Source organism: Halobacillus sp. Marseille-Q1614 (assembly GCF_902809865.1).
Taxonomy (GTDB): Bacteria; Bacillota; Bacilli; order Bacillales; family Halobacillaceae; genus Halobacillus_A.
The window spans coordinates 2168899-2194801 of the sequence record NZ_CADDWH010000001.1 but is presented as its reverse complement, the minus strand read 5'-3'; the positions used below and the strand labels follow the sequence as shown (position 1 = coordinate 2194801).

Genomic DNA, 25903 nt, shown 5'->3' with positions numbered 1-25903 from the left:
TGCCGCCTAACAAAAAAATAAAGTCAGGTAATAAAAATTTCACGGGGTATATGTTCATTTCTCCTTTTATTATCGGATTTCTTTCGTTAACCCTATTTCCAATTCTTTACTCATTATATTTGTCTTTTACCGACTTCGATTTAATGGGGACACCGAATTGGATTGGGCTTGGAAACTATGAACGTATGTTTACAGCAGATCCGACTTTTTGGAAGGCAATGAAAGTTACCTTTTTCTACGCAGGAATTGCCGTGCCTTTCCGACTAGTTTTTGCGTTACTTGTAGCCCTCGCCTTAAATAAAATTGTTGAAATGGTTGGTCTGTATCGAACGCTGCTTTATCTGCCTTCTGTTGTAGGAGGAAGTATTGCGGTATCAATCATGTGGCGTCAACTATTTGGTAGTGATGGAGCTTTTAACTCGATCCTGGCTCTTCTTGGAATACCGACTCACTCTTGGTTAGGAGATCCAGATACGGCAATCTGGACGCTGATTTTACTTTACGGATGGCAGTTTGGATCATCAATGCTGATTTTCCTGGCTGGACTGCGTAATATTCCAAAAACTTTCTACGAAGCATCCAGCGTAGATGGAGCAGGACCGCTGCGTCAATTCTTTATTATTACAATTCCGCTTCTGACACCTGTTATTCTATTTAACACAATCATGCAGGTAATCCAAGGTTTTATGGCATTTACACCAAGTTTCGTAGTAACAAATGGCGGACCTGTAAACAGTACCCTGCTATATGTACTTTATATGTACCGCCGAGCTTTTGAATACTTTGACATGGGCTATGCTTCAGCTATGGCATGGGTAATGCTTGTCATCATTGCAATCTTTACCGCCTTGATCTTCAAGAGTTCTGAGCACTGGGTTCACTACGAATCAGATGCCAAGTAGAAAGGAGGAAGCACATTGAAGAAAAACAAAGTAAGCAAAAAGATTATTCAGCATGGTTTCATGGCTACATTCGCAGCCATTATGATTTATCCGCTAGTATGGATGGTGAGCAGTTCGTTAAAAGAGAGCTCCAGCGTATTTGTTGATTCACACTCTCTTATCCCTAAAGGCTTTCATATTGAGAACTATATCGAAGGCTGGAACGGTTTTGCCGGGATAACCTTTACAACCTTTTTTACTAACTCTTTGATCATTACGGTCATTGCCACAGTCGGAAGCATTGCTTCATCAACTCTGATTGCCTATGGATTTGCCCGTATTAAATTTGCCGGTAAGAAATTCTGGTTCGTCAGCATGATGCTGACCATGATGCTTCCTTTTGAAATGGTCATGATTCCGCAGTACATCATGTTTAATGGGTTTGGCTGGATCGACACCTATTTACCATTGATTTTACCGACATTCTTCGGGATTCCGTTTTTTATTTTCTTGATCATGCAGTTTATTCGAACCATTCCAATGGAACTTGATGAAGCTGCTAAAATCGATGGCTGTAACAGCTGGGATATTTTCTTTCGAATTATCGTACCGCTGATTATTCCAGCGATGATGACATCAGCCATTTTCTCTTTCTACTGGAGATGGGACGATTTTATGGGACCGCTAATCTATCTATCTACTCCTGAGAAATACCCTGTGTCCCTGGCTCTTAAACTATTTTCAGATCCAAACTCAGTGACAAACTGGGGAGCCATGTTTGCGATGTCCACATTAAGTATTTTACCGATTTTCGTGATTTTCTTTGTTTTCCAGCGTTACATTGTGGACGGTATCAGTTCTACAGGTATGAAAGCTTAATTTTTTCTAAGGGAGAGATATAGATGGACGCACAAGTAAAAGAAAAATTACAAACACCGCTGGATTGGGGGAAAGCGGCCTGTGATTCTTTAATGAACACATTTGAGCCTTCAGAACTGCCGCCTGATGGCCGGTGGCATTATCACCAGGGGGTTTTCCTGGAAAGTATGCGCCAGCTTAAGGAAATTACAGGCGGGGATGACTATTATAACTATATAAAAGCCTATGTAGACCACAACATTGATGAAAACGGGAACTTCCTATGGAACCGTAAAGAACTTGATGCGATTCAAGCCGGGCTGCTTTTATTTGAACTTGATGAAACAACAGACGATGACCGTTACAGAATCGCGGCGAAAAAGCTTCGCAGTATGTTTCCTACATTAAACCGTACATCTGACGGGGGATACTGGCATAAAGACCATTATCCTTACCAAATGTGGTTGGACGGGCTTTATATGGGCGGCGTCTTCTCGATGAATTATGCGAAAGCTTACAATGAACCAGAGCTGCTCGATATGGTACTTGAGCAGGAAAGACTGATGAGAAAGCATACACTTTGTGAAAAGACAGGCCTTTATCATCATGCCTGGGATGAAAGCAGACAGCAGGAATGGGCCGACCCTGAAACAGGTAAATCACCGGAATTCTGGGGTCGTGCGATCGGCTGGTACGGAATTACCTATAACGAAATTCTTGACTTTCTGCCGGAGAAACATCCTTCTACGGCAGAATTATCAGGAGCATTAAGTGATCTAGTGAAAAGTCTTGTACGCTATCAGGATGCAGAAACAGGTATGTGGTATCAAGTTGTAGATAAGCCGCAGGAAAAAAACAACTGGGCCGAGACATCTTGTACTGCTCTATTTGTCTATACGATTGCCCGCGCAATTCGCGGAGGACATGTTGATGAAAGCTATAAAGAACAAGCGATTAAAGGTTACCGCGGTCTTCTAGAGCGCATGAAGTTTAATGAGAAAGGACATTTCATCATGCCGGAAATCTGTATCGGCACAGGCGTTGGAGATTACGAGCACTATGTGAACCGTCCGAAAACAGATAATGACCTTCATGGTGTAGGATCTTTTGTTTTAGCCAGCTTAGAGATGCAGCATCTACTGCCTGAACTGTAACTTCCAACGTCTCGCGCTGAGATATTTAAAGAAAACGGAGTTGTAATTATGAGGAAATATGCTGTGTGCGGTGTAAGTAAACGTGCCAACGATATGTTTATTCGACCGATGATTGAAACCTTTGGGGGAACAAGCCGGCTGGTGGCACTGCTTGATAAAGATCCAAAACGGTTTGCGGTATGTAAATCGACTTTTCCAAAAGTAAAAGAAGTACCAGAATATAGTGAAGAAGAATTTGAAAACATGATCCTCGAAACAAAGCCGGATGTGGTCATCGTGGCAAGCCGCGATGATACACATGTGGATTATATATTAAAGGCGTTATCTCATGACCTTGATGTTATTACAGAAAAGCCGATGACAACGACAGCCCGGGACAGCCGGAGGGTAATGGAGGCTGAAAAGAGCAGCAAAGGAAAAGTGACCGTCACTTTTAACTATCGCTACAGCCCATACCATATGAAGATAAAAGAACTCATCCTTTCCGGAAAAGTCGGGAGGGTCACTTCGGTGGACCTTAACTGGTATATAGATACGTACCACGGCTCCAGCTACTTTCAACGCTGGAACCGGATGAGAGATTTCTCTGGGGGATTATCGATTCATAAAAGTTCCCACCATTTTGATTTAGTGAATTGGTGGCTCGATCAGAAGCCTGTTGAAGTGTTCGCTTTTGGGGCGCTGAATTATTACGGACCTGAGAGTGAACACAATCCTTTAAAAGAAGATGGCCGTCACTGTCAAACCTGCCATGTGAAACATGACTGTTCCTATTACACGAGGTGGAACTCGAGAAGCAACAGTGCAACGGTGCAAGATGATCATATTGATTCAGATGCTAAGAGAAAAGATGGATATACAAACTACCGGCCTGATCAATGTATCTTTGATTCTGAAATCGAAATTGAAGATACGTATACAGCAACCGTCCGCTATAACAAAGGGGCGCTGCTCAGCTATTCGATTAACTTTTCTCTCCCTTACGAGGGGTACCGATTAACGATCAACGGGACGAAGGGGCGGATTGAAACTACTGAATATCACGCCCCATCACGTGTTCCTTTTCCTGTACCTGAGCAGACGATAGATTATTTCCCGCTGTTTGGTTCAAAAGAGACCATCCATGTTGTGAAGCAGGAAGGCGGCCACGGCGGAGGCGACCCTGTCATTCAGGAGGATATTTTTCTTGGAGAAGAACCAAACCGCGGCTATCCGGTCCTTTCAGGAAGCGAAGATGGAGCCTATGCGGTGACCACAGGAGAAGCTGTCTGGCGATCGGTGAAAGAGAAAAAATCTATAAATATTGAAGAACTGCTCAGTCTAGAAGCAGATCATTTATCAAGGTTGTAACGATGCAGGATCGGTAAATTTAAAGGAGGTTTTAGAAAATGTTAGGTGGACGTTTGTTAACAGGAGTCCTTGCTTTTTGTAACTGGGTCACTCATTTTGCGCTGCTCAATCTTTTGTGGATCGTAGGCACCCTGATGGGCGGGATTGTACTGGGACTTGCTCCAAGTACTGTTGCGATGTACACAGTATCAAGAAAGCAGGCGAGGGGAGAAGAAAATGTCCGATTAGCTAAAACCTTCTTTTCAACCTACCGAAAAGAATTTTTTCGTGCGAATGGTCTGGCTTTGATTCTTACCGTAGCAGGATGGCTTTGCTTCTACGACCTGCAATTCTTCCAACAGATGGAAGGGCCACTTTATACGTTTCTGACATATGTAGCGATGGCGGCATGTTTAACTTTTATAATATTACTGGTTTATATACTGCCCGTGTATGTTCATTATGATCTCAAGCTTATGCAAATGATGAAGCAAGCACTTTTTATTGGATTTTTAAAACCAAGTAATCTAATATTAATGATTATTACCAGTTTATCTACCTATTATTTCTTTATTTCGTTCCCAGGATTTATCCCGCTATTTGGGTTTACAATATTTGCTCATTTGAACATGTGGATGGGGCTGAAATGTTTTGAAACAATAGAAGAGATTAAGCTGGAAAGTGATAGTGAAGCAGCTTAACAGAGCAGCGGTCCTAGCCTGGACCGCTTTTTTCTAATAGACAGGCAGGGGATGGAACAGGCAGGGGTGTTGGGTAATGGAAATCATTTTTATCTTTTTGAATATAATTGTTCCCGTTTTTATCTTAATCGGGCTAGGCGCCTGGATGCATATTAAGTTCAGGCTGGATTTATATACGTTAGCCAAACTTAATATCTATTTTTTAAGTCCGGGATTTGTCCTCGTGAACTTATATGAATCTTCCTTTTCATTAGATTTACTGGGGCAGATCTTTCTTTTCTTCAGTATATTTATCGTGAGTTTGTATGTCCTAGTCCAAATCGTCGGGAAAATCGGAAGGTATAAGAAAAGCGTCAGAGGGGTTTTTACAAACAGTGTGCTTCTTTATAATTCAGGCAACTATGGGGTGCCTGTTAATGATTTAGCTTTTAAACAGGATCCGTTTGCCGCGACTGTACAAGTCATCATTATGACATTTCAAAATGTACTCTCTTATACTTTTGGAGTTTTTTCACTGAGAGCTGTGGAGGAAGGAAAATTAAAAGCCCTCACAGGGTTGTTAAGGATGCCGGCCATTTATGCGATGGCAGCCGGCGTGCTTTTAAATGTGTCAAACGTACAGCTCCCCGAGTTTGTTATTAAACCCGGGGAGTACATTGCCAATGCCATGATTGGTATTGCGCTGCTGACACTGGGAGCTCAAGTGGCACAGCTGAAATTTAAGCTGAAGCTGCTTGTCGTCTATTTAAGCTTAATGATTCGGCTGTTGCTCGGTCCTGTGATTGCCTTTTTCATTATTGTACTGCTCGGCTATGACGGATTACTCGCGCAAGCCCTGTTGATTTCATCAGGAATGCCAAGCTCTGTAAACAGTGCTATTATCTCACAGGAGTATAACAACGAGCCTGAACTCGCTGCTCAAATCGTTTTATCATCCACAATATTCAGTATGATTACCGTAACACTAACGATTTTTGCAGCTCAGCAGTTATTTTAGGACTTCTTTATTTATGTAGTGGGCTAATGGAAAAGAGAAATTGGAGATCTCTTCTGCCGCCAATCTGGCAACCGCTTTTGCTCCCTCTTCGTTTAAATGGGTATCATCCTGTACTCCATCAGGAAAGTTTGTTGATTGGCCTGGAGCAAGCCACATGAAGAAGGATTTAGACGATTCGAATCCCAGGGATTTAAGGTAATCATCTGTAATCTTTGTTAAATCAATAAGCGGAACATCTAATTCTTCTGCTAATTGTCTCATCGCATCTGGATATTTCCCGTGAGTTTGTAGAATCTGGCCGTTTGAGTTAAAGCGCCGTCTTTGGATTGGTGTCAGTAAAAGGGGGTGAGCACCTTTTTGTTCTGCTGCTTTAATGTATTGGTTTAAATATTCCTGATAGGTTGAGAAAGGCTTTGTTCGTCTGGATTCTTCCGGTTTGCTGTCATTGTGGCCGAATTGAACCAATAAATAGTCGTTTTTCGCTATCTGTTTTTTTATGTCATCCAGTCTTCCTTCTTCAATGAAGCTTTTGGAACTTCGTCCGTTGGCTGCTTTATTGTGTACAACAGCTTCACTTTTTAGAAAAAGAGGAAGCAGTTGCCCCCATCCTGTTTGCGGAGACTCGGCAGCAGGATAATCAGCCATCGTTGAATCACCCGCTAAAAATATATTAATCTTTTTCATCGCTCAGTCTCCTTTGATATTGGCCGACAGGAGGAAGTAATGTTTAACTCAGGATCTAAATAAATAGCTTCCTCGATATTCTCTTCTTGAATAACGGAAATAAGGGTATCTGTTAATATTTTTGTAATTGTATTAATTGGAACTCCAACCGTAGAGAGCGGGACTTCTAATGTTTCGGTGGAGGGAATATTATCATAGCTGATGACAGAAAAGTCTTCAGGAACTGAAAATCCGTGTTCCTGAATCGCACGTAAACAGCCTCGTGATAAATCATGACTTCCGTTGATGATGGCTGTAGGACGGTTTGGCTGGTCAAAAAAGTTCCTCATTGCCACATACCCGTTATACTGCTCAAGGTCAGAAACAGAAATAACCGGACAAGCAGATGGATCTTGTGTATGGTGATTAATCGCTTCGGTAAAGCCGTCCACTTTTTCCTTCTGCAGGTGGTCTTCCTCCATCGCTCCGATATAGCCGATCTTTTGGTGGCCGATGGATGCGAGGTAGTCAACCGCCTTCATGATCGCCTGTTTCCGATTAACGTCCACAGTGGGGCAGGAAGAATGGCTGGCTATTCCATAAGTAACAATCGGCACCGTTGACTCCACAGGTTCCCTGGAATTTTTATCATCAAACGCTACGATCGCGTCCACTTGATACCTGTTGAAAGTATCAATCGCTGATTGCATATCATTGATTGAAATTAACGTTGTGTAAGAATGCTTTTCAAGCTGCTTATTCAGACCGGTAATTAAAGCAGAATGAGTGACCCTTTCGATTGTCGGCCATACTACTCCAATCGTATGTGAGCGTTTGGAAACGAGACTGCGGGCTGCTGCGTTTGGGCGGTACCCGAGTTGATTGGCAATTTCTATAATTCGCTTCTTTGTAGGCTCTTTTACGAGCGGGCTGTCTCTTAATGCTTTTGAAACAGTGGAGTAGCTTACTCCAGCTGTCTTGGCTATATCTTTAATCGTGACTCCCATTTCGGCCAGCCCCCTTTTAAATAGTATTATAATTCACGCTGGGTCGGGATACAATGTCTGAACATCTGGTGCAATTGACAAAGTAAACCTTTACATTTACAATAATAACAACGTTGTTATTATTGTGCAAATCGAACTTTTCTAAACTCAAAGGAATAATTTTATAACGACTAGAGGAGGCGTTTAGTAAATGAATTCATTATTCTCATTAAACGGCAAGGCAGCTCTTGTAACAGGGGCGAGCAGAGGGTTAGGACAAGGAATTGCAGTGGGTCTTGCTAAAGCCGGTGCGACAGTTATTGGTGTTGGGACCCGTGATTTACAGGCAACGAAAAAGGAAGTGGAAGCAGTTGGCGGCACCTTTCATGAAATCATCACAGACCTTTCCAAACGAGGAGCCGCAGCGCAGCTGGCTGCCGATGCTGTGGCAAAAACAGGACGAATCGATATTTTAGTGAACAATGCGGGAATTATCCGCCGGTCGGAAGCCGAGAATTTTTCTGACGAAGACTGGTACAGTGTCATTGATGTCAATCAGCACGCCGTCTTTCAGCTGACACGTGAAATCGGTAAACATATGCTTGAAAATGGTTCGGGAAAGATTATTAATATCGCCTCAATGCTTTCCTATCAGGGAGGATTAAAAGTTCCTGCTTATACAGCTAGTAAGCATGCGGTAGCGGGCTTGACGAAATCCTTTGCTAATGAATGGTCAAGCCGGGGAGTGAGCGTCAATGCGATTGCCCCAGGTTATATGGCTACAGATAACACGGCTCCTATCCGTGAAGACGAAGATCGCAACGCTTATATCACATCACGAATTCCTCAAGGAAGATGGGGGACGCCGGAAGATTTACAAGGTGCCGCCGTTTTTCTTGCCTCAGACGCCTCAAATTACGTAAATGGTCATATCTTAAATGTAGACGGCGGGTGGATGAGCTCATAATATAATTACAGTCATGAAAAAGTCCGGTTTAACGCTAAAGTTAAGCGGGACTTTTTTTATAGGAAGGAGGTCAGCTATGGGCAATAACACCGATGATTATCTTGAGGGATTATATAGTGAAGCTGTTGGACAGAGAAAAGGATCCAGGGAAGACATGAAAAGATCACTGGCTTCTTTACTGGGTAAATTTGAGGAAACGTCACTTCAAGTGAGGAAAGCGGAACGGGAGACTGAAACCTACGTAGATTACAAAAGAGAGAGGCACTATTTAAATACAACCGCCGGGCTTGAAATGCCTATCTATGTATTTACGCCAAAAGAAAAAACAGGCGGTAGTGTTCTTGCGATTCATGGTCATGGCTATGGAAGTAGGGAACTTGCAGGATTGTCTAAAGAAGGGAAGCTTTGCTCCTTAGATAACGGCCTGCATAAACACTTTGCAGTCTCGCTCGTCCGTAGGGGTCTTACGGTATATGTCCCGGAGATGATAGGATTTGGTGAACGAAGGCTTCAAAAGGATAAAGAAAAGGAGAACGTGAACTCCTGCTATCGTTTGGCCGTTCATCTCCTAATGAATAGCAAAACCTTGGCCGGACTGAGAGTTTTTGAAATGAAGGGAGCGCTGGACATAATCAGGCAAGAGGAGAGAGGAAAAATTGGAGTGATGGGTTTTTCTGGAGGAGGATGGATTGCTGCACTTTTAGCTGTTTTAGATTCACGTATTGATGCTGCGGTATTAAGCGGGTTTGCCGGAACCTTTAAAGGGAGTATCTTAGCTTCTGACCACTGTTTAGATAACTATATCCCCGGATTGCTTCAAGTGGGCGAGCTGCCGGAAATATTGGAGTTAATCGCCCCGCGTCCACTTTTTATCGAAACAGGAAGAGAAGACACGACTTTTCCATCCGTTGAAGCGGAGAAAGCCTATCATATTTTAAAAGGGATTTATGGTGACGCGGGTGCATCTGATTGTCTGGCTATTGATGTATTTGAAGGAGGTCATAAAGTAAGCGGCAGAAAATCACTGGACTGGCTGAAGGAAATGCTAAAATGATCGGTACCTTGTTCGCGGCTAAAAGCTGATTTTCGCGGGCAAATCCTGATAACCGCGGTAAAATCATAGAAATCACAAAATTTAAATAGTTTGGACCTTATTTAAAAAGAGATCTGAACGATAAGCTCAGATCTCTTTTTTTAACTTTTTATTAAGCTGGGCTGACCCTTAATAGGCGTTTTATCTTCAATATCATCATTATAAAGGTGGCAGGCCGCAAAGTGTCCATTTTCGATTTCCTGCCACATCGGTTTTATCTCTGCGCAGGCTTTCATGACAAACGGACAGCGTGTTCTAAACACACAGCCGCTTGGCGGATCGATGGGGCTTGGAAGCTCACCTTCGATAATCACCTGTTCCCGGCTGTCTTCCACATCAGGATCAGGAATAGGGATGGCCGATAGCAAAGCCTGCGTATAAGGATGCAGCGGCTTGTCGTAAAGCTGCTCACTTGTTGTCAGCTCGACCATATGCCCTAAATACATAACGCCGATGCGGTCTGAAATATGCTGAACCATCGACAGGTCATGGGCGATAAATAAATAGGTCAGGCCTTTTTCCTCCTGAATTCTTTCGAGAAGATTAACAACCTGGGCCTGGACCGAAACGTCGAGTGCGGAAATCGGTTCATCGGCAATAATAAGATCTGGGTCAAGCGCCAGCGCCCGTGCAATTCCTATCCGCTGACGCTGTCCTCCGCTGAATTCATGCGGGTACCTGTTCGCATGGTCGCGATTCAGCCCGACTTCTTCTAATAATTCATAGACACGGCTTAACCGCTCTTTTTCTGTCTTGTACAGTTTATGAACTATCATCGGCTCTGAAATAATATCTGCGACCGTAGACCGTGGATTTAAGGAAGCGTAGGGATCCTGAAAAATCATTTGCATCTGTCTCTTTAATTTAAAACTGTCTACTGTATCAAGGGAGTGGACATCACGGGAGTTGAAAAGCACCTGCCCGTCTGTCCGTTTGTACAAGTTCATAATTGTTCTTCCCGCTGTAGACTTCCCGCATCCCGATTCACCGACAAGGCCGAATGTTTCCCCTTTATATATATCAAAGCTAACACCATCTACGGCTTTCAGGGTTTTCCCTTTACCTAGATGGAAGTGCTTTTTCAGGTTACGGACCTGGAGTGTTTTTTCTTCTTTCATCAACGATCCTCCGATTCTTTCCAATATCTTCTGGCTGAGCATAGTTCGTTTTCATAGATTGTCCCTTTTAAAGGGATAATTTCGATGGTTTTTCCTGTCTTAGGGGAGTGAATCATTTGTCCATCACCATAATAGATGCCAACGTGGTGGATGTTTCCCTTGCCATTTTCATAGGCGAAAAATAAAAGATCCCCAGGCTGAACTTCATCGAGTTTAATCTCTTCACCGCTGGCCGCCTGGTCGGTCGCATCCCGTGGAATTACATATCCATTGGCTTTATGCATGTTATAAGCAAAGCCTGAACAATCATATCCATAAGAACTCATGCCGCCCCAGAAATAGGGAAGGTCAAGGAATGTTTTTCCAGCTTTTAATATAGCTTCTCCGTTCCCTTTAGGGATATGTTCTCTTGAAGGGTAAATAGAAATATCCTGTGCAGGCACCAGACCGATGCCGTGCGGAGTTATTACTTTAATAAACTCGCCTTCTTCTGATATCGCAGGAAGGGAGGTCAGATAACTGATTTCAAACATCGGCTCGCCTTTATCATCAATTAAAAGTGTGGTGTTTTTAATCACCACAGCAATTCCGTTTCCTGTCCATTCTTCTTCTGGAATTTCTTTGAGTTGTCGTACGGGAACATAACCTGGATAGCCTCGCTCGTCTTTTTTCGAAGGCTGGGTGGGAATTACAACACTGGCCCACTCACCTTCAATATTATCAACAATTACTTCTTCCCCATAAAGCAGCTGGGACTGTACGAGGTTATCGTCACTGAGTGCCAGGCTTGTTTCATAGGTTAATTGATCCAGCCATTCCTTAATTTTTGATGGATTCGAAACCCCCGGTAAATCTATCGATCGGGCGGATTCCGAAGAGGTCCATACTGTGGCCACAGGTACTTGGACCACCCATGTCGTGCGAGTGGCTTCTGCTTGAGTCATCAGGTTCCCTCCTCTTTCAATTTTTTTCTAGACGTGAATGCGTTCAAGCTCCATAGATTGTATTCCTAATCCATGATCGGCTGGCAAGGTGATAAAGTTTTTGTTATAAACCACACCGCCGCCGACGGGGTCAAAGGAAAGCATAAGCGGAGCATCAAAATCAAAGTGAATAATATTTTTTTGGCTGGCCGCAAGATGAGCAGCGGCTGTAATCCCAAGCTTCGTTTCTATCATACTGCCGACCATGCAAGGAATTCCATAGGCTTCTGCCAGCTGATTAATCTTTAGTGCCTGATAAATACCTCCGGCTTTCATCAGCTTAATATTGATCATGTCAGCACTTTTCGTTTCAAGGACTCTTTTGGCATCGTGAATGGAAAACACACTTTCGTCAGCCATAATAGGGATAAATGTGTGATCTGACACTTGTTTTAAACCATCAATGTCGTGGGCGGGCACTGGTTGTTCGACAAGTTCAATTCCCAGGTCAAGATTCTCCATGCGGCGTATTGCATAAATAGCTTCCTTCACTGTCCAGCCCTGGTTGGCATCAAGGCGAATGACAGAGGAAGGGCCGATCGTGTCACGGACTGCCTTAATTCGCCGGATGTCTTTTTCGATTTCATCTTTGCCTACTTTAATTTTTAAAATGTTAAATCCATCGGCAATATACTGCTTAGCATCAGATGCCATTTCGTCCGGCTCATTAACACTGACAGTGTAATCCGTTTCCAACTGGTTTTGATAACCTCCTAAAAGCTGATAGAGAGGGAGCTGGCAATGCTGGGCAAGACAGTCATGAAGGGCCATATCGACGGCTGCTTTCGCACTTGGATTTCCTATTAAACTATGATGAAGAGTTTGGAAAAGCTCTTCTCTATTTAAGAGTGTTTTCCCTAAAATGGCAGGTTTTAAAATACTTTGTACCGCGTATTCAATGCTGGATAGGCTTTCTCCTGTAATCACGTGGGTAGGAGGTGCTTCTCCAAAGCCGGTTATTTTATTGTCGCAAATTACTTTTACATAGATGGACTCTGCTACAGTGACCGTTCTTAAGGCAGTTTTAAACGGCTTTTTTAATGGAACGGCAATTCGGTAGGTTTCTATCGATTGAATGATCATAAATCCGCACGCTTTCTCTTCACCAGACCACACCGGGCTGGATGGTTAATGTTTTAGTCTTACTGGACAATTCAGCTTTTGGACCAAGCGGTACTGCATAGTGGGGAAGACAGTGGCCGATCTTAAAACCGGATAATACCGGACCGTCCAAGCCGGAGAAATAGTGATCGAACACTTCTTCTAAACTTAAAGAATCTTCTCTTTTCTTTGGTTCGGCATCTTTGAAATCTCCTACTACGATCCCTGCGGCTTCTGCTAATTTACCAGAAAGCTTAAGCTGGCTTAAAAACGAGTCAATGCGGTAAGGTTCTTCCCCTACATCTTCGATCAGCAGCAGTTTTCCTTTTGTATTAATTTCATAAGGAGTGCCGATCGAATTGACGATTAAAGACAGATTTCCGCCGACTAACTCTCCCGATGCTTCGCCTTCTGAAAGAGTATGTAAGGAATTAACAGCTTCAGTGTATGTAAGCTCGGTGGGGTGAAACAATTGATTAAACATTAAGGTAGAAAAAGGGTCAAAATCATCTTTGCCAATATCCGAGCTGAGCATCGGTCCATGAAATGTAACGAGCCCGGCTTTTTGGCGGATGGCTGTATGTAAAAAAGTAATATCGCTGTATCCCCAGAAAATTTTAGGGTTTTGTTTAATTAACTTATAATCGATCTGATCAGCTATACGGCTCGTGCCATAACCTCCGCCTGCACAAAAAACAGCATCAACTGTGCGATCGGAAAACATGAGATGAAGGTCATACAGCCGTTCTTCATCGGTTCCTGAAAGGTAGCCATATTTACTGGAAACATGCGGAGCGATTTTTACATGTAAACCTAAGCTGTTAAAGAAAGGAATCGCCTTGTGCAGATTCGCTAGATTGGGAGGACTTGCTGGAGCTATAACACCTATCGTTTGACCGGGCTTTAATCGTTTAGGATGGATCATCGTCTAGCCTCCTATTTTGTGAAAAAGCAGGGGAGAACCCATACAGATGTATGGGTCCTCAAATTGGTTTCTTTATTTTTTTGCAGCCCATTTCAACTCCATGTAACCTACAGGGTGACGGACAATGCCATCTACGTTCTCTTTTTGCAGGTGTACTTGGTTATAGAAGTGGATAGGGAAGATCGGCATTTCTTCAAATAAAATTTTCTCTGCTTCATACATGTATTCGAAACGCTGTTGTTCATCAGTTTCTTCTTTCGCTTTGGCAATCAGCTCATCATACTCTTCATTAGACCATCCGGTACGGTTCATAGAAGAATCGGTGATAAAGCTTTCCAGGAAGTTGATTGGATCCGCATAATCAGCAAGGAAAGAGCTTCTCGAAAGCTGATGATTTAAAGCCTTCTGATCCTCTAGGAATACGTTCCACTCTGTGTTTTCCAAGGTGACATCGATGCCCAGGTTTTCACTGTACATTTCCTGAATGGTTTCAGCAATGCTCTTGTTCGTTTCATCTGTATTGTAAGTAAGGGTGATTTCAGGCAGTTCATCATAGCCTTCTTCTTCCATACCTTCTTCAAGGAGTTTCTTAGCTTCTTCCGGGTGGAATTCAACAAGCTGACCGTTTTGTTCACGGAAATCGTTGCCGTCAGCGTCGTTGAAGCCAGGAGAAACAAATCCATAAGCAGGCTCTTCGCCCATTTTCGTAACGTAGTTGACGATATCCTCACGATTAACCGCCATAGCTAAAGCTTTACGTATTTTTTCATTTTGAAAAGGCTCTTCATTTACATTAAAACGATAGAACTGGTTTCCAGCCTGGTCTTGAATCGTAACATCTTCACTGTCGAGGAGTTGGTCAGCAAGGTCAGCAGGGATTTCGGAGTTATCAAGATCTCCACTTTCGTACATTTGATATTCCGTATTAGGGTCATTTACCATTGCAAATTTAACCTGTTCTAATTGTACGGTATCTGCATCCCAATATTCCTCATTTTTCTCTAATACCATTTCTTTATCATGTTCCCACTCAGCAAGAGTAAAAGGACCGTTGCCGACAAAAGTATCGGCTTCTGTAAACCATTCTTCATTCTCTTCAGCTGCCGACTTATTAATCGGGAAGAAAGCAGGGTTTGAAATAATGTTTAAAAAGTAATTCGTAGGAGCGGTAAGCGTTACTTTAAGCTCTTTATCCCCAGTTGCTTCAACCATTACATCATCTACTGAACCATCCCCAGTGTTAAACTCTTCGCCGCCTTCAATAAAATAACCGAGAAAAGCAGCAGGAGAAGCCGTTTCTGGATCTAATAAACGTTTCCATGCAAATTCGAAATCTTCTGCCGTTACATCGTCACCATTTGACCATTTAGCATCTTCACGAATAGTGAATGTATATTCTGTGCCGTCATCAGAAACTTCAATTGACTCGGCTGTTGCTTCTTCAGGTTCATGATCTTGATTTAAGCGGGTCATACCTTCCATTAAATTGTTCAACACGTTCCAGGAAGCTGCGTCAAATCCAATCGGAGGATCAAGCGACGTTGGTTCAGTTCCATTGTTCAGCAGAAGGGTGGAAGTGTCGCTGCTGCTGGATTCTTCTCCGCCCTCACTGTTGTTGTCTTCACCTGCACTTTCATCAGCTGTACAGGCGGCAAGCATGACTACAAACAATAAGCCTAGTAAAACGGTCAACCATTTCTTCATACTCATTTTCCCCTTTCAAATAAAAGATTTTCCTAACTAGATGAAGCTATATATTTTTTAGCCCTTTCATCCTGAAGCCAGCAGTCTACCGTATGTGTATCGCTGAGTTCTGAGTGAAAAGGGTAAACCCTTGAACAAACTTCCATCGCTTTTGGACACCGTGCAGTAAATGGACATCCCTCTGGCGGAGAAAAAAGGTCGGGAGGAGTGCCGTCTATCGGAACCAGTTTTTCTCCTTTTTGGTCAAGGCGAGGAACTGAATTAAGCAGCCCTTGGGTGTAAGGATGTTTCGGCCGGTAGAAGATGTCCCTTCTCGTACCGGTTTCCACGACTTTTCCTGCATACATAACTGCAACGCGGTCGGCAATTTTAGCTACTACTCCGAGGTCATGGGTAATTAAAATAATGGAGACCCCGGTTTCCCGCTGAATTTTTTGAAACAGCTGTAAAATTTGGGCCTGAATCGTGACATCAAGAGCGGTAGTTGGTTCATCAGCAATTAACAATTCAGGTTCACAGATTAGAGCCATTGCGATGACAATCCGCTGTCGCATGCCGCCGCTGAATTGGTGGGGGTACTGCTTCATTCTTTCTTCAGGATTAGGAATTCCGACGAGTTTCAGCATGTCGATCGCCTGATGGTTCGCTTGTTTTGAAGAAATTTTTCGATGCTGCTTAACTCCTTCGGTCAACTGATTACCAATGGTTAGCGTCGGATTTAGTGCTGTCATTGGATCCTGGAAAATCATAGAAATATCGACCCCGCGCACCTTTCGAATTGCTTTATTCGACATTTTGGTAATGTCCTTGCCTTTAAAAGTGATCGATCCTTGTTTGATCCTGCCGGCAGGAGAAGGGATGAGCTTCATAATGCTGTTGGCTGTTACGCTCTTGCCGCAGCCTGATTCTCCAACAATGGCTAGTGTTTCTCCTTTATTGAGTTCTAAATTTACTCCACGCACAGCTTGGACTTCACCGCCATAAGTTTGAAAGGCCACGTGGAGGTCTTGAATGTCGAGTATTTTCTTCATAGAAGCTACCTCCTCAATTTAGGGTCCAGTGCGTCCTGTAATCCGTCTCCTAATACGTTAAACGCGAACATGGTGGCGGAAATGAAAAAGGCCGGGAAGAATAATCGCCACCAGTGGCCAGATAGAATCGTTCCAAGAGCATCGTTTGCCATAACGCCCCAGCTGGCAAACGGAGATTGAATGCCTAGCCCGAGAAAGCTTAGGAAAGCTTCAGCGAAAATAGCTGTCGGCACAGTCAGTGTCATTTGAACAATAATCGGTCCCATGGTATTTGGCAGCAGATTTTTGCGAATAATCCGTTTTGTCTTCGCTCCAAAAGATTGGGAGGCAAGGACGAACTCATTGTGCTTAATCTGCAGTACCTGTCCCCGGACAATACGGGCCATCCCGACCCATCCGGTTACAGTTAACGCTATGATGATCGTCATAAGGCTTGGCCCTATTACAACGAGCAGCAAAATAACAACGAGCAGATAAGGCAGTCCATATAAAATTTCAATAATCCGCATCATAATGCTGTCCGTCCGGCCTCCCTTATAGCCGGAAATCCCTCCATATGTAACACCTATAAAAAAGTCAATCATTGCTGCCATTAAGCCGACAAATAGTGAGATTCTAGCACCGTACCACGTCCTTGTGAAAACATCACGGCCAAGGTCGTCTGTTCCAAACCAATGGGCTAAGGAAGGCGCCTGATTCTGGTTCGCCAGCACCTGGTGGGAAACTGAGTGAGGCGAAAAGATCGGTCCGAAGATCGCCATGATGCCAAGGAAGATTAAGAAAAATAATCCGGACATAGCAAGCTTATTTTTCCTGAGCCTGTGCCAGGCATCCTGCCAGTAAGATAGGGAAGGGCGCACGACGGATTCAGCTTCCTTCTCATCCTTCTCCTTTGGACGAAACCATTCATCCGGGATCTCGGAATAATTGGGCTTTTGCTCTTTAGTAACAGGAAGCATATCAGCCACCACCTTCATCGTGTAACTTGATTCTAGGGTCTAAAAGTCCATAAGCAATATCCACTAAGAAAAGCATGAAGACAAGGAAAGCACTGTAAAAAACGGTGGTTCCCATAATGACGGGGTAATCTCGCTGATTTATACCTTCGACGAAATATTTGCCCATCCCTGGGATTGCGAAAATCTTTTCTATAACGAACGTCCCTGTTAAAATTCCGGCCATCAATGTGCCAAGTATAGTCACAACTGGCATGAGGGCATTTTTTAGTGCGTGTTTGACGACGACTTTAAAAGGTGAAAGTCCCTTAGCTCTGGCCGTTTTAATGTAATCCTGGGTTAATGTTTCCAGCATGCTTGAACGAGTCAAGCGGGCAATGATAGCCATAGGCCCTGTAGCCAGTGCCAATATCGGAAGCACCATATGGGCTGGCGAGCTCCATGTTGCTGCGGGGAACAGATTTCGGTTTACGGCCAATTCCTGAATTAACATGGTTGCTAATACAAAGTTAGGAATCGATATCCCAAGAACGGCAAGCGTCATAGCAAGGTAGTCGATAATTCCATTGTGTTTTAAGGCTGCCACTACTCCGAGTGTAATACCGGAAACCAGGGCAACTAGAATCGTCCATATTCCCAGCTCAGCTGAAATAGGAAATCCTCGATTCAACAAGGAATTCACAGTTTCTGTCGGCTGCTTAATCGATGGACCAAAGTCCAGTGTTGCAATGGATTTTAAATATAAAACGTATTGCACGATGAGAGGTTCATCGAGATTAAAGTGGGCTTCCAGATTCTGCTGAACGGTTTCGTTTGTTGAACGTTCTTCATTTAGTGGAGAACCAGGAAGCAGATTCATTAAGAAAAAAGTTAAAGTAGCTATGATTAATACTGTAACCAGCATAAGAATAAATCGTTTAAATATGTATTTTCCCATTCCTGCTCCTCCTAGTTAAAAGTCGTCCGCATCGCTAGCTCTGTCATAACGAGCATAGCCTGATATGCTTCTAATATGTCTTTAGCTTGATAGGAGACAGTAGTAGTATTGGGATCTATTTTTGTACCTGGCATAAGGTTTGCCCATTCGGCTTGTCCATAATTAGCAAATTCAATTCTAAGCAGCGGCCTCTCAGGCGGTGTTAACGGCCGAATGTCTTTCAAGTTATGTATAGCTTCTGCCGTTTTTTTCTGCAAAAGCGTTCCCGCTTTTACTGGAGTTAACGTTTTTACGGCTGATCTTGAGATTGAATGCTTCACAGTAGCGGTGATCACATTTGGGATCAGTTGTTTCGCTTCTTCAGCTACCCTGTCATCTCCTGAGACCATAATCAGGGGGACACCATAATAGCCAGCTACATAGGCATTAAACCCAAGCTCCCCAACAGCGACATCGTTTATATAAAAATTGCGGACTCCAAAGGTCATGGAGTGCGACATTACACCTGGCTGATCAGCCCTTGAATGATACCCGATAAATAATGCTCCGTTATATGTTTCATCCAGCCCCTGTACCATTGAATAAGGCTTTACATCCCCTGTAATTAAATGAGCCTCCGGGTGGATATGTTCAATAAGTAAATTGTTCATTTTGGAATGACTGTCATTGACCGTCACTTCGTTGACATTTTGACTTAAAGCTGAAGAGATAACGTAGTTCGCTTCCTCTGTCATGATTTTTTGAGCCCTTGAGTAATTCGGCTTCATTGAATCAACAAAGGTAGCGTCCGGTAATCCAGTGATTCCTTCCATGTCAACGGAAAGGTAAAGCTTCATTTATGTACCCCCTTGCGATGTGTATAAAATTAGTAATTTTCTAATAATTTTATCAATATTTCCTTTAAAAGGCAATCTGCTTTAAAAAAATATTACGTTTTAATTACATTAATTTTGAAAAAGTATTTTACTTATTGCTTGAGTTTTCGACACTTCAGTGATGTTGAAAACGCCGAAAGGGAGAGGGAAACCGCTGAAAGAGCGTGAAGGAATGCCAAAAGTGAAAAGAGATTCGCTAAAAAAGAACCTGGACATCCTTTAGATAACACACTCGTTTGATCGTAAGACAATAGGGGAATAGGATTCTATCGCATCGTTCAACCTAAGGAGGATGACCGTGTTATTTTCTGAAACTAAGGTTTCGGATCTCTCCAAAACCTCCATATTTACTATTATCATAGGCCTCCTGGCAGTCGGAAGCGGCGGAGTTTTATTTATAGAACTGGCTGATGATGTATTAGAAAACGAAAAGTTTGCCATTGATATCGTGGCCGCAGATATTGTAAGTAAAAGTCCTGCCTGGATCATAGAAGCAATGGGATGGATTACGGAGGGCGGGTCTGTTACTTTAATTACGATCTTATCGATTATTTTGTTTGTCGGCTTAATCTTTTTTATCCCAGTCAGTAAGTGGGTGGCCGCATACTTAGCTATTAGTATGATAGGGATTTCCGTACTAACAAAAGGTTTGAAAATTTTGTTTGCGAGGGATCGGCCGGAATTACTCGACCAGTATGATGGAACGGGATATAGTTTTCCGAGCGGACATACGACAGGATCATCCGTATTTTATGGATTTATGATTTACCTTATTGTTATCAGTCCATTAAAAAAGCCGGCTAAATGGTCCATTAATATTGGCATAGGCCTTTTGATACTCTTAATAGCTTTAAGCCGGGTCTTCTTAAACGTCCACTATTTTACGGATATTCTGGGAGGGTTGACGATCGGAATTTCCTGGCTGCTGATCTGTATTACAGCTTTGGAACTGATGTTGTGGAGGCAAAGGAAACGTCAATTAAGAAAACAATAAAAGGAGTTTTTAAGCATGCTTTATATTTTAGCTATCTTTTTACCGCCGGTAGCCGTATTATTTACAGGACAGATTGGAAAAGCATTACTGAATTTGCTGTTAACGGCCCTGTTTTTTGTTCCGGGAGCGATTCATGCAGCAGTTATAATAAAAGGCCATTATGATAAGGAAAAAGCCCGGTAGCATTTTACAGCTACCGGGCTTTTTTTATACACCGCGCTTATTACCCCATAACAATGCATGCACTTGAGGGAGAACTCTTACGTGATTTAATGAAGCTGACTCCATCACCTGATCTATCAGCCATTCATATTTAGTGAGCAGGTCTGAAGCTAGGCGCACCGGCTCTTCTTCCTCGAGGTCATCGTTTCCTACCTGCAGGAAGAACGGCACATCCGGGTACCGTTCGTGTACTTTTTCCGCGTAGTAGAGATCTTCCTCATCAAAAATCACTACTTTAAGGCTCGTGTGGGACAGCCGGCTGTTTTCTTTTTGTTTATCGATAATATCATCAAGCACTTCCCAGTTGGTCTCCATTTTGGAGCTGGGGGGCTTTGGAGATATAGTCAAATCATCAATCGTTAAAAACCAATCCTGCCATCGGCTTCCCTGGGTTTCAAGGGCGACTTCCACCTGCTGTGCGTGAAGCAGGCCGATGACTTCATGCAGATTTTTTAAAAGGGCCGGGTTGCCTCCTGAAACGGTCACATGATCAAACTTGTTACCGCCCGTCTCTCTAAGTTCCCGTACGATTTCTTCCGCCGTCATGCGGCGAACTTCTTCTTTGGCGCTTCCATCCCATGTAAAGGCTGAATCGCACCAGGCACAGCTATAGTCACAGCCCGCCGTCCGGACAAACATTGTCTTTCGGCCGACGACCATTCCTTCTCCTTGAATCGTTGGGCCGAATATTTCTAAGACCGGGAATTTGTTAGCCATCGATCATCCACTCCCGTCTGACTTCTGCGTAGCTTGTCGGCGTTTCATAAAGCTTCACAAACTCGACGTGATAATCCTCGCGTTCGCCTGTAAGAGCTTCCTGCATTTTTTCATAAATCCAGACGACCATATTTTCGGCTGTAGTATTCATCTTAGGCAGCGTATCGTTTAAGTAACGGTGGTCTAAGTGAACTTCAATTTGGTCTTTCCAAATTTTTTTAATATCTCCAAAGTCGATTACTAAGCCAATACCATCTGTGTAACCGCTGATTCCAAAAACGACTCGATACGTATGGCCGTGAAGGTTCTTACACTTGCCTTCATAACAATGAAGGTGATGGGCTGCGTCAAACGTAAACTCTTTGCTGACAAGAACACGCTTGGTATGGTATCTAAGTTCGTGTTTTTGAATATCTTTGTCCATCTTTTGGAGATTCTCTACGATCGTAAAGCCGAACATGTTATTGCACCTCTGCTTTTCTATTAAGGTAAGTTTCTAATCCATTTTGACGAAGCTTACAAGCCGGGCATTCTCCGCAGCCTTCACCGCGTACTCCGTTGTAGCAAGTAAGCGTATTTTCACGGACATAGTCAAAAGCATCTAACTGATCAGCAAGCTCCCATGTTTCTGCCTTATCAAGCCACATAAGAGGTGTATGAACAACAAACTCATCATCCATGGATAAATTTAACGTTACATTCAGAGATTTAATAAAAACATCCCGGCAATCCGGGTAGCCGCTAAAATCGGTTTCGCAGACTCCGGTAATGACATGTTTAGCGCCAATCTGCTTGGCAAGGATCGCTGCGAAGGATAAGAAAAGATGATTGCGTCCCGGTACAAAAGTGGTTGGGAGCTCTCCGTTCTCACCATCCTTCACTTCAATATCCTCACGCGTCAAAGCGTTAGGAGCGAGTTGGCCCAGCAAGGACATATCTAACACATGATGCTTTACACTGAGGTCACTCGCAATTTCTTTCGCCACTTCGATCTCGTCGTTATGGCGCTGGTTATAATCAAATGTTACGGCTTCTACTTCATCATATTTTTTCAGGGCCCAGAACAAGCAGGTCGTACTGTCCTGTCCGCCGCTAAAAACAACAACTGCTTTATTATTTTTCATAAAAAAATTCCCCTTTCATAAGAAAAAGAGAATTCTACTAACCCAAAAAACATAAAAAAACCGCACCTAAGGCAGGTACAGTTCCATCCTTAGTTTTTTATAGAGGGTGTAGCTAGAACCTCTCCTGCTTGATCCGCAGACTTTTATAATAATTTATCCTATTGCTTATTATAACATAAATCTTGGGGATTGAAATGATGGTTTGCTTGTAATTAAGGTTCGGGAGTATTTCTTGATTTTCGCTAATAAGCCGCGCGCCCCTCCTTAAACATCCATAATAAAGGAAAGTCTAATTTAGATGAAATTTTCATATATAAGTCTGTGGTCTTATAAAAGATAGGTCTCAGGCTCATTAGCATTACTCGAAAACGCAAGTATGATAAAAGTAACAAACGTGAACAAGATTTTCATTCAACAGGAGGGGGTGGCAGGTCATAGTATTTATATAATTGTAAAATTGTAGAACTAAAGTGATCATTTGGGATGAGGAGGGGCTTTGTGAATTTATTAAGGTTTATAGTTCAACGAAAGATTTTAGTGGGTCTAATGGTTGTGCTGGTACTTATGGTGGGAGGTTATTCATTACTTAAGCTGGATAAAGAGCTTTTGCCTTCGGTAACCATGGATGGAGGTTACATAGAGGTGCTTGCAGGAGATACAGCAGCCATCGAAGTGGAGCGATCGATAACCGATCCTTTAGAACAACAGCTCCAAGGAATTGAAGGGGTGGAGGAAATCACCTCAACGACCAACATGGGAAGAAGCTCGTTCCAGTTAACGTTCAAAGAGGGGGAAGGGGACGAGGTTTATAAGGAAGTAGAATCCTTAGTAAACGCGGCAGCCTTAGAGAACTCAGCCATTAAAGAGGTGGAAGCCGGACAATACGGAACGACGACAGGGTACGAATTTTTCATGGATGTATCTGGAGAGGACATGAAGCAGGTTACCACTTTTGCAGAAGATGTACTAAAGCCGAGACTGGAAGGTTTATCTGAAGTCCGCGATGTTTCACTTTCGGGTGCTGCTGAAAACGAATTAACGATTGAGTTTAACCGTGATGAAGCAGCTAAAAACAGCCTGAATCTTCAACAGATCGTTGGGGCGATTGAGGAATCTAACCAGGAATTAACCTTAGGCGAGTTAAGTGAGGAAGAAGAATCTCCCACACTCCGCTGGAATACCCAGCTTGAGAGTGTGGAGGAAGTAGAAAACATTCAAATTCCTATTGAAACCGGATCTGTCGAACTAAGTGAGCTGGCAAAAGTCTCCCTTCAGCCAGTAAAGAATGCTTCTTTCGTTTATAAGAATGGATCAAGCGATTTCATTTTTTTACAAATCGGCCGTACCTCTGATTTCACACAGATTGAAATGACAGAAGCAGTGCGGGCAGAAGTCCAAGAAATGAAAGACGAAGGATTAGTCAAAGGCTTGGAAGTAAATGAAATTGTTGCCCAGGCGGATTATGTAGAAGAATCTCTGGATGGCGTGACTTCTAATATTCTCATAGGTGGAATTTTAGCGATCATTATTCTTTTGCTGTTCCTTAGAAATATTCGAGCAACCTTTATAATTGGACTCACGATTCCCACATCGATTCTATTGACTTTTGCTTCGATGTGGCTGCTTGACTACAGTTTTAACATGCTTACATTGATTGCCCTAGGGTTAGGGGTAGGGATGATGGTTGACTCTTCGATCGTTATTCTTGAATCCATCTATAGGAAAAAGGAACAAGGGTTACAGAATATCCAAGCGGTTCTAGAAGGAACAAAGGAAGTTGGAACAGCTGTATTAGCATCCATGCTTACCACGATAGTGGTATTTGTGCCGATAGGATTGCTTGGCGGAGAGATGGGTACTTTTATGATTATGCTGTCTGTCGTCGTGGCCATTACCCTCATTAGTTCAGTTATCGTTTCCTTTACTGTGATCCCTTCTCTTTCCGAGAAATATTTAAGGCTTCCTCAATCAAAAGGAGTACAGCGAGAAGGTAAATTGATAAACGGATATGGCCGAATGGTTTCATGGGTAGTAAAAAAGAAAAGGTACAGCTTTGCCGTCATCTCTATCTTTACGATCATGTTTGCAGGTTCGCTTACGCTTGTCACTAAAATACCAATGACGATTATGCCTGATGTATTTAATCGCTATACGGAGCTGATGGTCGATCTAGACATGGGACTTACCAATCAAGACAAAGAAAAAATTGCTCAGGAAATAAATAGGGAATTGTCGAATGTAAAGGACGTTGAAACAAACTATTTAATTGATAGCGGAGGTATGTTTTACTCCATCATTAATATGACAAAAGGAAACGACATTACGGTTGAACAAGAAAAAGTAAATGAGAATATTTTAAGTTCCCTAAGGGAGTTAGAAGACTCCTTACCAATTAACTCTGTTCAAAGTGCTATGTCTGGAGGCTCTGCTTACCCCGTCCAAGTTAATATTAAAGGGGAAGAGTTTGCAGAACTGCAGACGATAAGTGAAGATTTTATGAAAGACTTAGAGAGTATTGAAGGAATCGTAGGAGTATCCAGTTCTAATGAAAGGACCTCCATTGAACAGGAAATTGTTTTAAAAGAAGCAGCTATTGCAGGCGCTGGACTTACGAACGGCCAAGTCAGGCAGTATATTGAACAGTCCATGGCTCAGATGCCGGCTGGCGAAATGAGTATAGAAGAAGAGAATATCCCGATTGTAGTGAAATGGGAAGAGAACACTGCTTCTCAATCAGAACTTTTGGATATGGAAGTAATTACTTCAGAAGGGGAAAAGAATCTTTCCACTTTTATAGAATTAAGGGAAGTTGAAGCACCAAATGAAATTAAGCATTTGGATAGTGAAAGGTTTGTCACTGTCTCAGCTGATATAGAAAATACAGATCTAGGTACCGTTAATCGCGAAGTCCAGAATTTAATTGATGATTATGAAGCACCAGCAGGGTACACTCTATCGGTTACTGGAGATTTAGAACAGCAGCAAGAGCTCATTCAGGAAATGATCATAATACTTGGAATTGCCATATTCCTTGTTTACTTAGTTATGGCGGTCCAATTTAACCACTTAGCTCATCCGCTTATCGTGATGTCTGTTATACCAATGACCATCGTAGGAGTGATCCTCGGTCTAGTCGTTACCCAAAGAGAACTGAGCATCATGTCCGGAATGGGTGTTATCATGTTAATAGGAATCGTCTTAAACAATGCAATTCTTTATATTGACCGGACAAATCAGCTTCGCACCCAAGGGCTTCCAGTGGAAGAGGCCCTCGTTGAAGCAGGAAAAAATAGAATCCGTCCTATCTTTATGACAACATTAACTACCGCAGCCGGGATGTTTCCTCTTGCGATAGCCACTGGATCAGCAGGAAACTATCAAGCACCAATGGCGACGGTAATTATTTCCGGTCTGATGTTCGCCACGGTTATTACTTTATTACTTATTCCGGCGGTCTATCGCTTGTTTAGTAACATTCGTTTTCGTTTTTGGAAAAGGAGAAAAACTAAAGAACCGGTTATTAAAGAGACCGAATCAGCCAGTTAACTAAAAAAGCGAAAGTGCATATTCTGCATTTTCGCTTTTTC

General features: G+C 42.9%; 25 protein-coding genes and 1 riboswitch. Of the genes, 11 read left to right on the top strand and 14 right to left on the bottom strand.

The features are described from left to right. The first annotated feature begins 50 nt into the window (after positions 1-50). From HUS26_RS11125 to HUS26_RS11100, 6 genes are all read left to right on the top strand, one after another. Complete coding sequence (locus HUS26_RS11125) at positions 51-902, top strand: carbohydrate ABC transporter permease (protein ID WP_173918818.1); 852 nt, start codon at positions 51-53, stop codon at positions 900-902. A gap of 60 nt (positions 903-962) precedes the next feature. After that, on the top strand, positions 963-1760 hold the full coding sequence (locus tag HUS26_RS11120) for a carbohydrate ABC transporter permease (RefSeq protein WP_173918817.1): 798 nt from the start codon (positions 963-965) through the stop codon (positions 1758-1760). Between the two features lie 23 nt (positions 1761-1783). After that, positions 1784-2893 (top strand): glycoside hydrolase family 105 protein, encoded by a 1110-nt coding sequence (locus tag HUS26_RS11115; RefSeq protein ID WP_173917215.1) that lies wholly within the window; start codon positions 1784-1786, stop codon positions 2891-2893. A 48-nt stretch (positions 2894-2941) separates the two neighbouring features. Then, positions 2942-4243 (top strand): Gfo/Idh/MocA family protein, encoded by a 1302-nt coding sequence (locus HUS26_RS11110; RefSeq protein WP_173917214.1) that lies wholly within the window; start codon positions 2942-2944, stop codon positions 4241-4243. Positions 4244-4281: 38 nt separating this feature from the next. Next, positions 4282-4923 carry a YesL family protein gene (locus tag HUS26_RS11105; RefSeq protein WP_173917213.1) on the top strand — a complete coding sequence of 214 codons (642 nt, stop codon included), beginning with the start codon at positions 4282-4284 and terminating at the stop codon, positions 4921-4923. A 76-nt stretch (positions 4924-4999) separates the two neighbouring features. Continuing rightward, the gene (locus HUS26_RS11100) at positions 5000-5920 is read left to right on the top strand and encodes an AEC family transporter (protein ID WP_173917212.1); all 921 of its coding nucleotides are present in this window, start codon (positions 5000-5002) and stop codon (positions 5918-5920) included. On the opposite strand, the gene HUS26_RS11095 is transcribed toward HUS26_RS11100, so the two are convergent. Both HUS26_RS11095 and HUS26_RS11090 read right to left on the bottom strand, forming a co-directional pair. Beyond that, entirely contained in the window at positions 5912-6604 is a 693-nt protein-coding gene (locus HUS26_RS11095) for a rhamnogalacturonan acetylesterase (protein WP_173917211.1), read from the bottom strand. The genes HUS26_RS11100 and HUS26_RS11095 overlap by 9 nt on opposite strands. Then, the gene (locus tag HUS26_RS11090) at positions 6601-7590 is read right to left on the bottom strand and encodes a LacI family DNA-binding transcriptional regulator (RefSeq protein ID WP_173917210.1); all 990 of its coding nucleotides are present in this window, start codon (positions 7588-7590) and stop codon (positions 6601-6603) included. The genes HUS26_RS11095 and HUS26_RS11090 overlap by 4 nt, the downstream gene beginning before the upstream one ends. A gap of 190 nt (positions 7591-7780) precedes the next feature. Between HUS26_RS11090 and kduD the strand changes: the two genes are divergently transcribed. Both kduD and HUS26_RS11080 read left to right on the top strand, forming a co-directional pair. After that, complete coding sequence (gene kduD, locus HUS26_RS11085) at positions 7781-8536, top strand: 2-dehydro-3-deoxy-D-gluconate 5-dehydrogenase KduD (protein WP_173917209.1); 756 nt, start codon at positions 7781-7783, stop codon at positions 8534-8536. A gap of 76 nt (positions 8537-8612) precedes the next feature. Then, entirely contained in the window at positions 8613-9590 is a 978-nt protein-coding gene (locus HUS26_RS11080) for a dienelactone hydrolase family protein (protein WP_173917208.1), read from the top strand. Between the two features lie 140 nt (positions 9591-9730). Here the strand turns inward: HUS26_RS11080 and HUS26_RS11075 are convergent, their stop codons facing one another. From HUS26_RS11075 to HUS26_RS11035, 9 genes are all read right to left on the bottom strand, one after another. Further along, positions 9731-10747 carry an ABC transporter ATP-binding protein gene (locus HUS26_RS11075; protein ID WP_173917207.1) on the bottom strand — a complete coding sequence of 339 codons (1017 nt, stop codon included), beginning with the start codon at positions 10745-10747 and terminating at the stop codon, positions 9731-9733. After that, on the bottom strand, positions 10747-11691 hold the full coding sequence (locus tag HUS26_RS11070; protein WP_173917206.1) for a C40 family peptidase: 945 nt from the start codon (positions 11689-11691) through the stop codon (positions 10747-10749). The genes HUS26_RS11075 and HUS26_RS11070 overlap by 1 nt, the downstream gene beginning before the upstream one ends. A gap of 27 nt (positions 11692-11718) precedes the next feature. Then, the gene (locus HUS26_RS11065) at positions 11719-12813 is read right to left on the bottom strand and encodes a dipeptide epimerase (RefSeq protein ID WP_173917205.1); all 1095 of its coding nucleotides are present in this window, start codon (positions 12811-12813) and stop codon (positions 11719-11721) included. A gap of 19 nt (positions 12814-12832) precedes the next feature. Next, positions 12833-13756, bottom strand: a complete 924-nt coding sequence (locus tag HUS26_RS11060; RefSeq protein ID WP_173917204.1) for an LD-carboxypeptidase — start codon at positions 13754-13756, stop codon at positions 12833-12835. A gap of 72 nt (positions 13757-13828) precedes the next feature. Then, positions 13829-15460 (bottom strand): peptide ABC transporter substrate-binding protein, encoded by a 1632-nt coding sequence (locus HUS26_RS11055; protein ID WP_173917203.1) that lies wholly within the window; start codon positions 15458-15460, stop codon positions 13829-13831. Between the two features lie 32 nt (positions 15461-15492). Next, positions 15493-16491 (bottom strand): ABC transporter ATP-binding protein, encoded by a 999-nt coding sequence (locus HUS26_RS11050; RefSeq protein WP_173917202.1) that lies wholly within the window; start codon positions 16489-16491, stop codon positions 15493-15495. Between the two features lie 5 nt (positions 16492-16496). Further along, the gene (locus tag HUS26_RS11045) at positions 16497-17450 is read right to left on the bottom strand and encodes an ABC transporter permease (RefSeq protein ID WP_254434178.1); all 954 of its coding nucleotides are present in this window, start codon (positions 17448-17450) and stop codon (positions 16497-16499) included. Between the two features lies 1 nt (position 17451). Further along, a complete protein-coding gene (locus tag HUS26_RS11040; protein ID WP_173917200.1) occupies positions 17452-18384 on the bottom strand; it encodes an ABC transporter permease in 933 nt (310 codons plus the stop codon). Positions 18385-18395: 11 nt separating this feature from the next. Further along, positions 18396-19220 carry a M55 family metallopeptidase gene (locus HUS26_RS11035; protein WP_173917199.1) on the bottom strand — a complete coding sequence of 275 codons (825 nt, stop codon included), beginning with the start codon at positions 19218-19220 and terminating at the stop codon, positions 18396-18398. A 331-nt stretch (positions 19221-19551) separates the two neighbouring features. Here HUS26_RS11035 and HUS26_RS11030 point away from each other — a divergent pair, with 331 nt between their 5' ends. Beyond that, the gene (locus HUS26_RS11030; protein WP_371809577.1) at positions 19552-20253 is read left to right on the top strand and encodes a phosphatase PAP2 family protein; all 702 of its coding nucleotides are present in this window, start codon (positions 19552-19554) and stop codon (positions 20251-20253) included. A 15-nt stretch (positions 20254-20268) separates the two neighbouring features. Continuing rightward, on the top strand, positions 20269-20436 hold the full coding sequence (locus HUS26_RS11025) for a YqaE/Pmp3 family membrane protein (protein WP_173917197.1): 168 nt from the start codon (positions 20269-20271) through the stop codon (positions 20434-20436). A gap of 24 nt (positions 20437-20460) precedes the next feature. On the opposite strand, the gene queE is transcribed toward HUS26_RS11025, so the two are convergent. Genes queE through queC form a run of 3 tightly spaced genes read right to left on the bottom strand, consistent with a single transcriptional unit; the run spans position 20461 to position 22316 of the window. Then, a complete protein-coding gene (gene queE / locus HUS26_RS11020; protein ID WP_173917196.1) occupies positions 20461-21192 on the bottom strand; it encodes a 7-carboxy-7-deazaguanine synthase QueE in 732 nt (243 codons plus the stop codon). Beyond that, entirely contained in the window at positions 21185-21652 is a 468-nt protein-coding gene (gene queD / locus HUS26_RS11015) for a 6-carboxytetrahydropterin synthase QueD (protein ID WP_173917195.1), read from the bottom strand. The genes queE and queD overlap by 8 nt, the downstream gene beginning before the upstream one ends. 1 nt (position 21653) lies before the next feature. Continuing rightward, positions 21654-22316 (bottom strand): 7-cyano-7-deazaguanine synthase QueC, encoded by a 663-nt coding sequence (gene queC / locus HUS26_RS11010; protein ID WP_173917194.1) that lies wholly within the window; start codon positions 22314-22316, stop codon positions 21654-21656. 83 nt (positions 22317-22399) lie between these two features. Continuing rightward, a riboswitch (PreQ1 riboswitch) is annotated at positions 22400-22444 on the bottom strand. A gap of 370 nt (positions 22445-22814) precedes the next feature. Here queC and HUS26_RS11005 point away from each other — a divergent pair. After that, positions 22815-25862, top strand: coding sequence for an efflux RND transporter permease subunit (locus HUS26_RS11005; protein ID WP_173917193.1), 3048 nt, complete (start codon positions 22815-22817; stop codon positions 25860-25862). Positions 25863-25903: the final 41 nt, after the last annotated feature.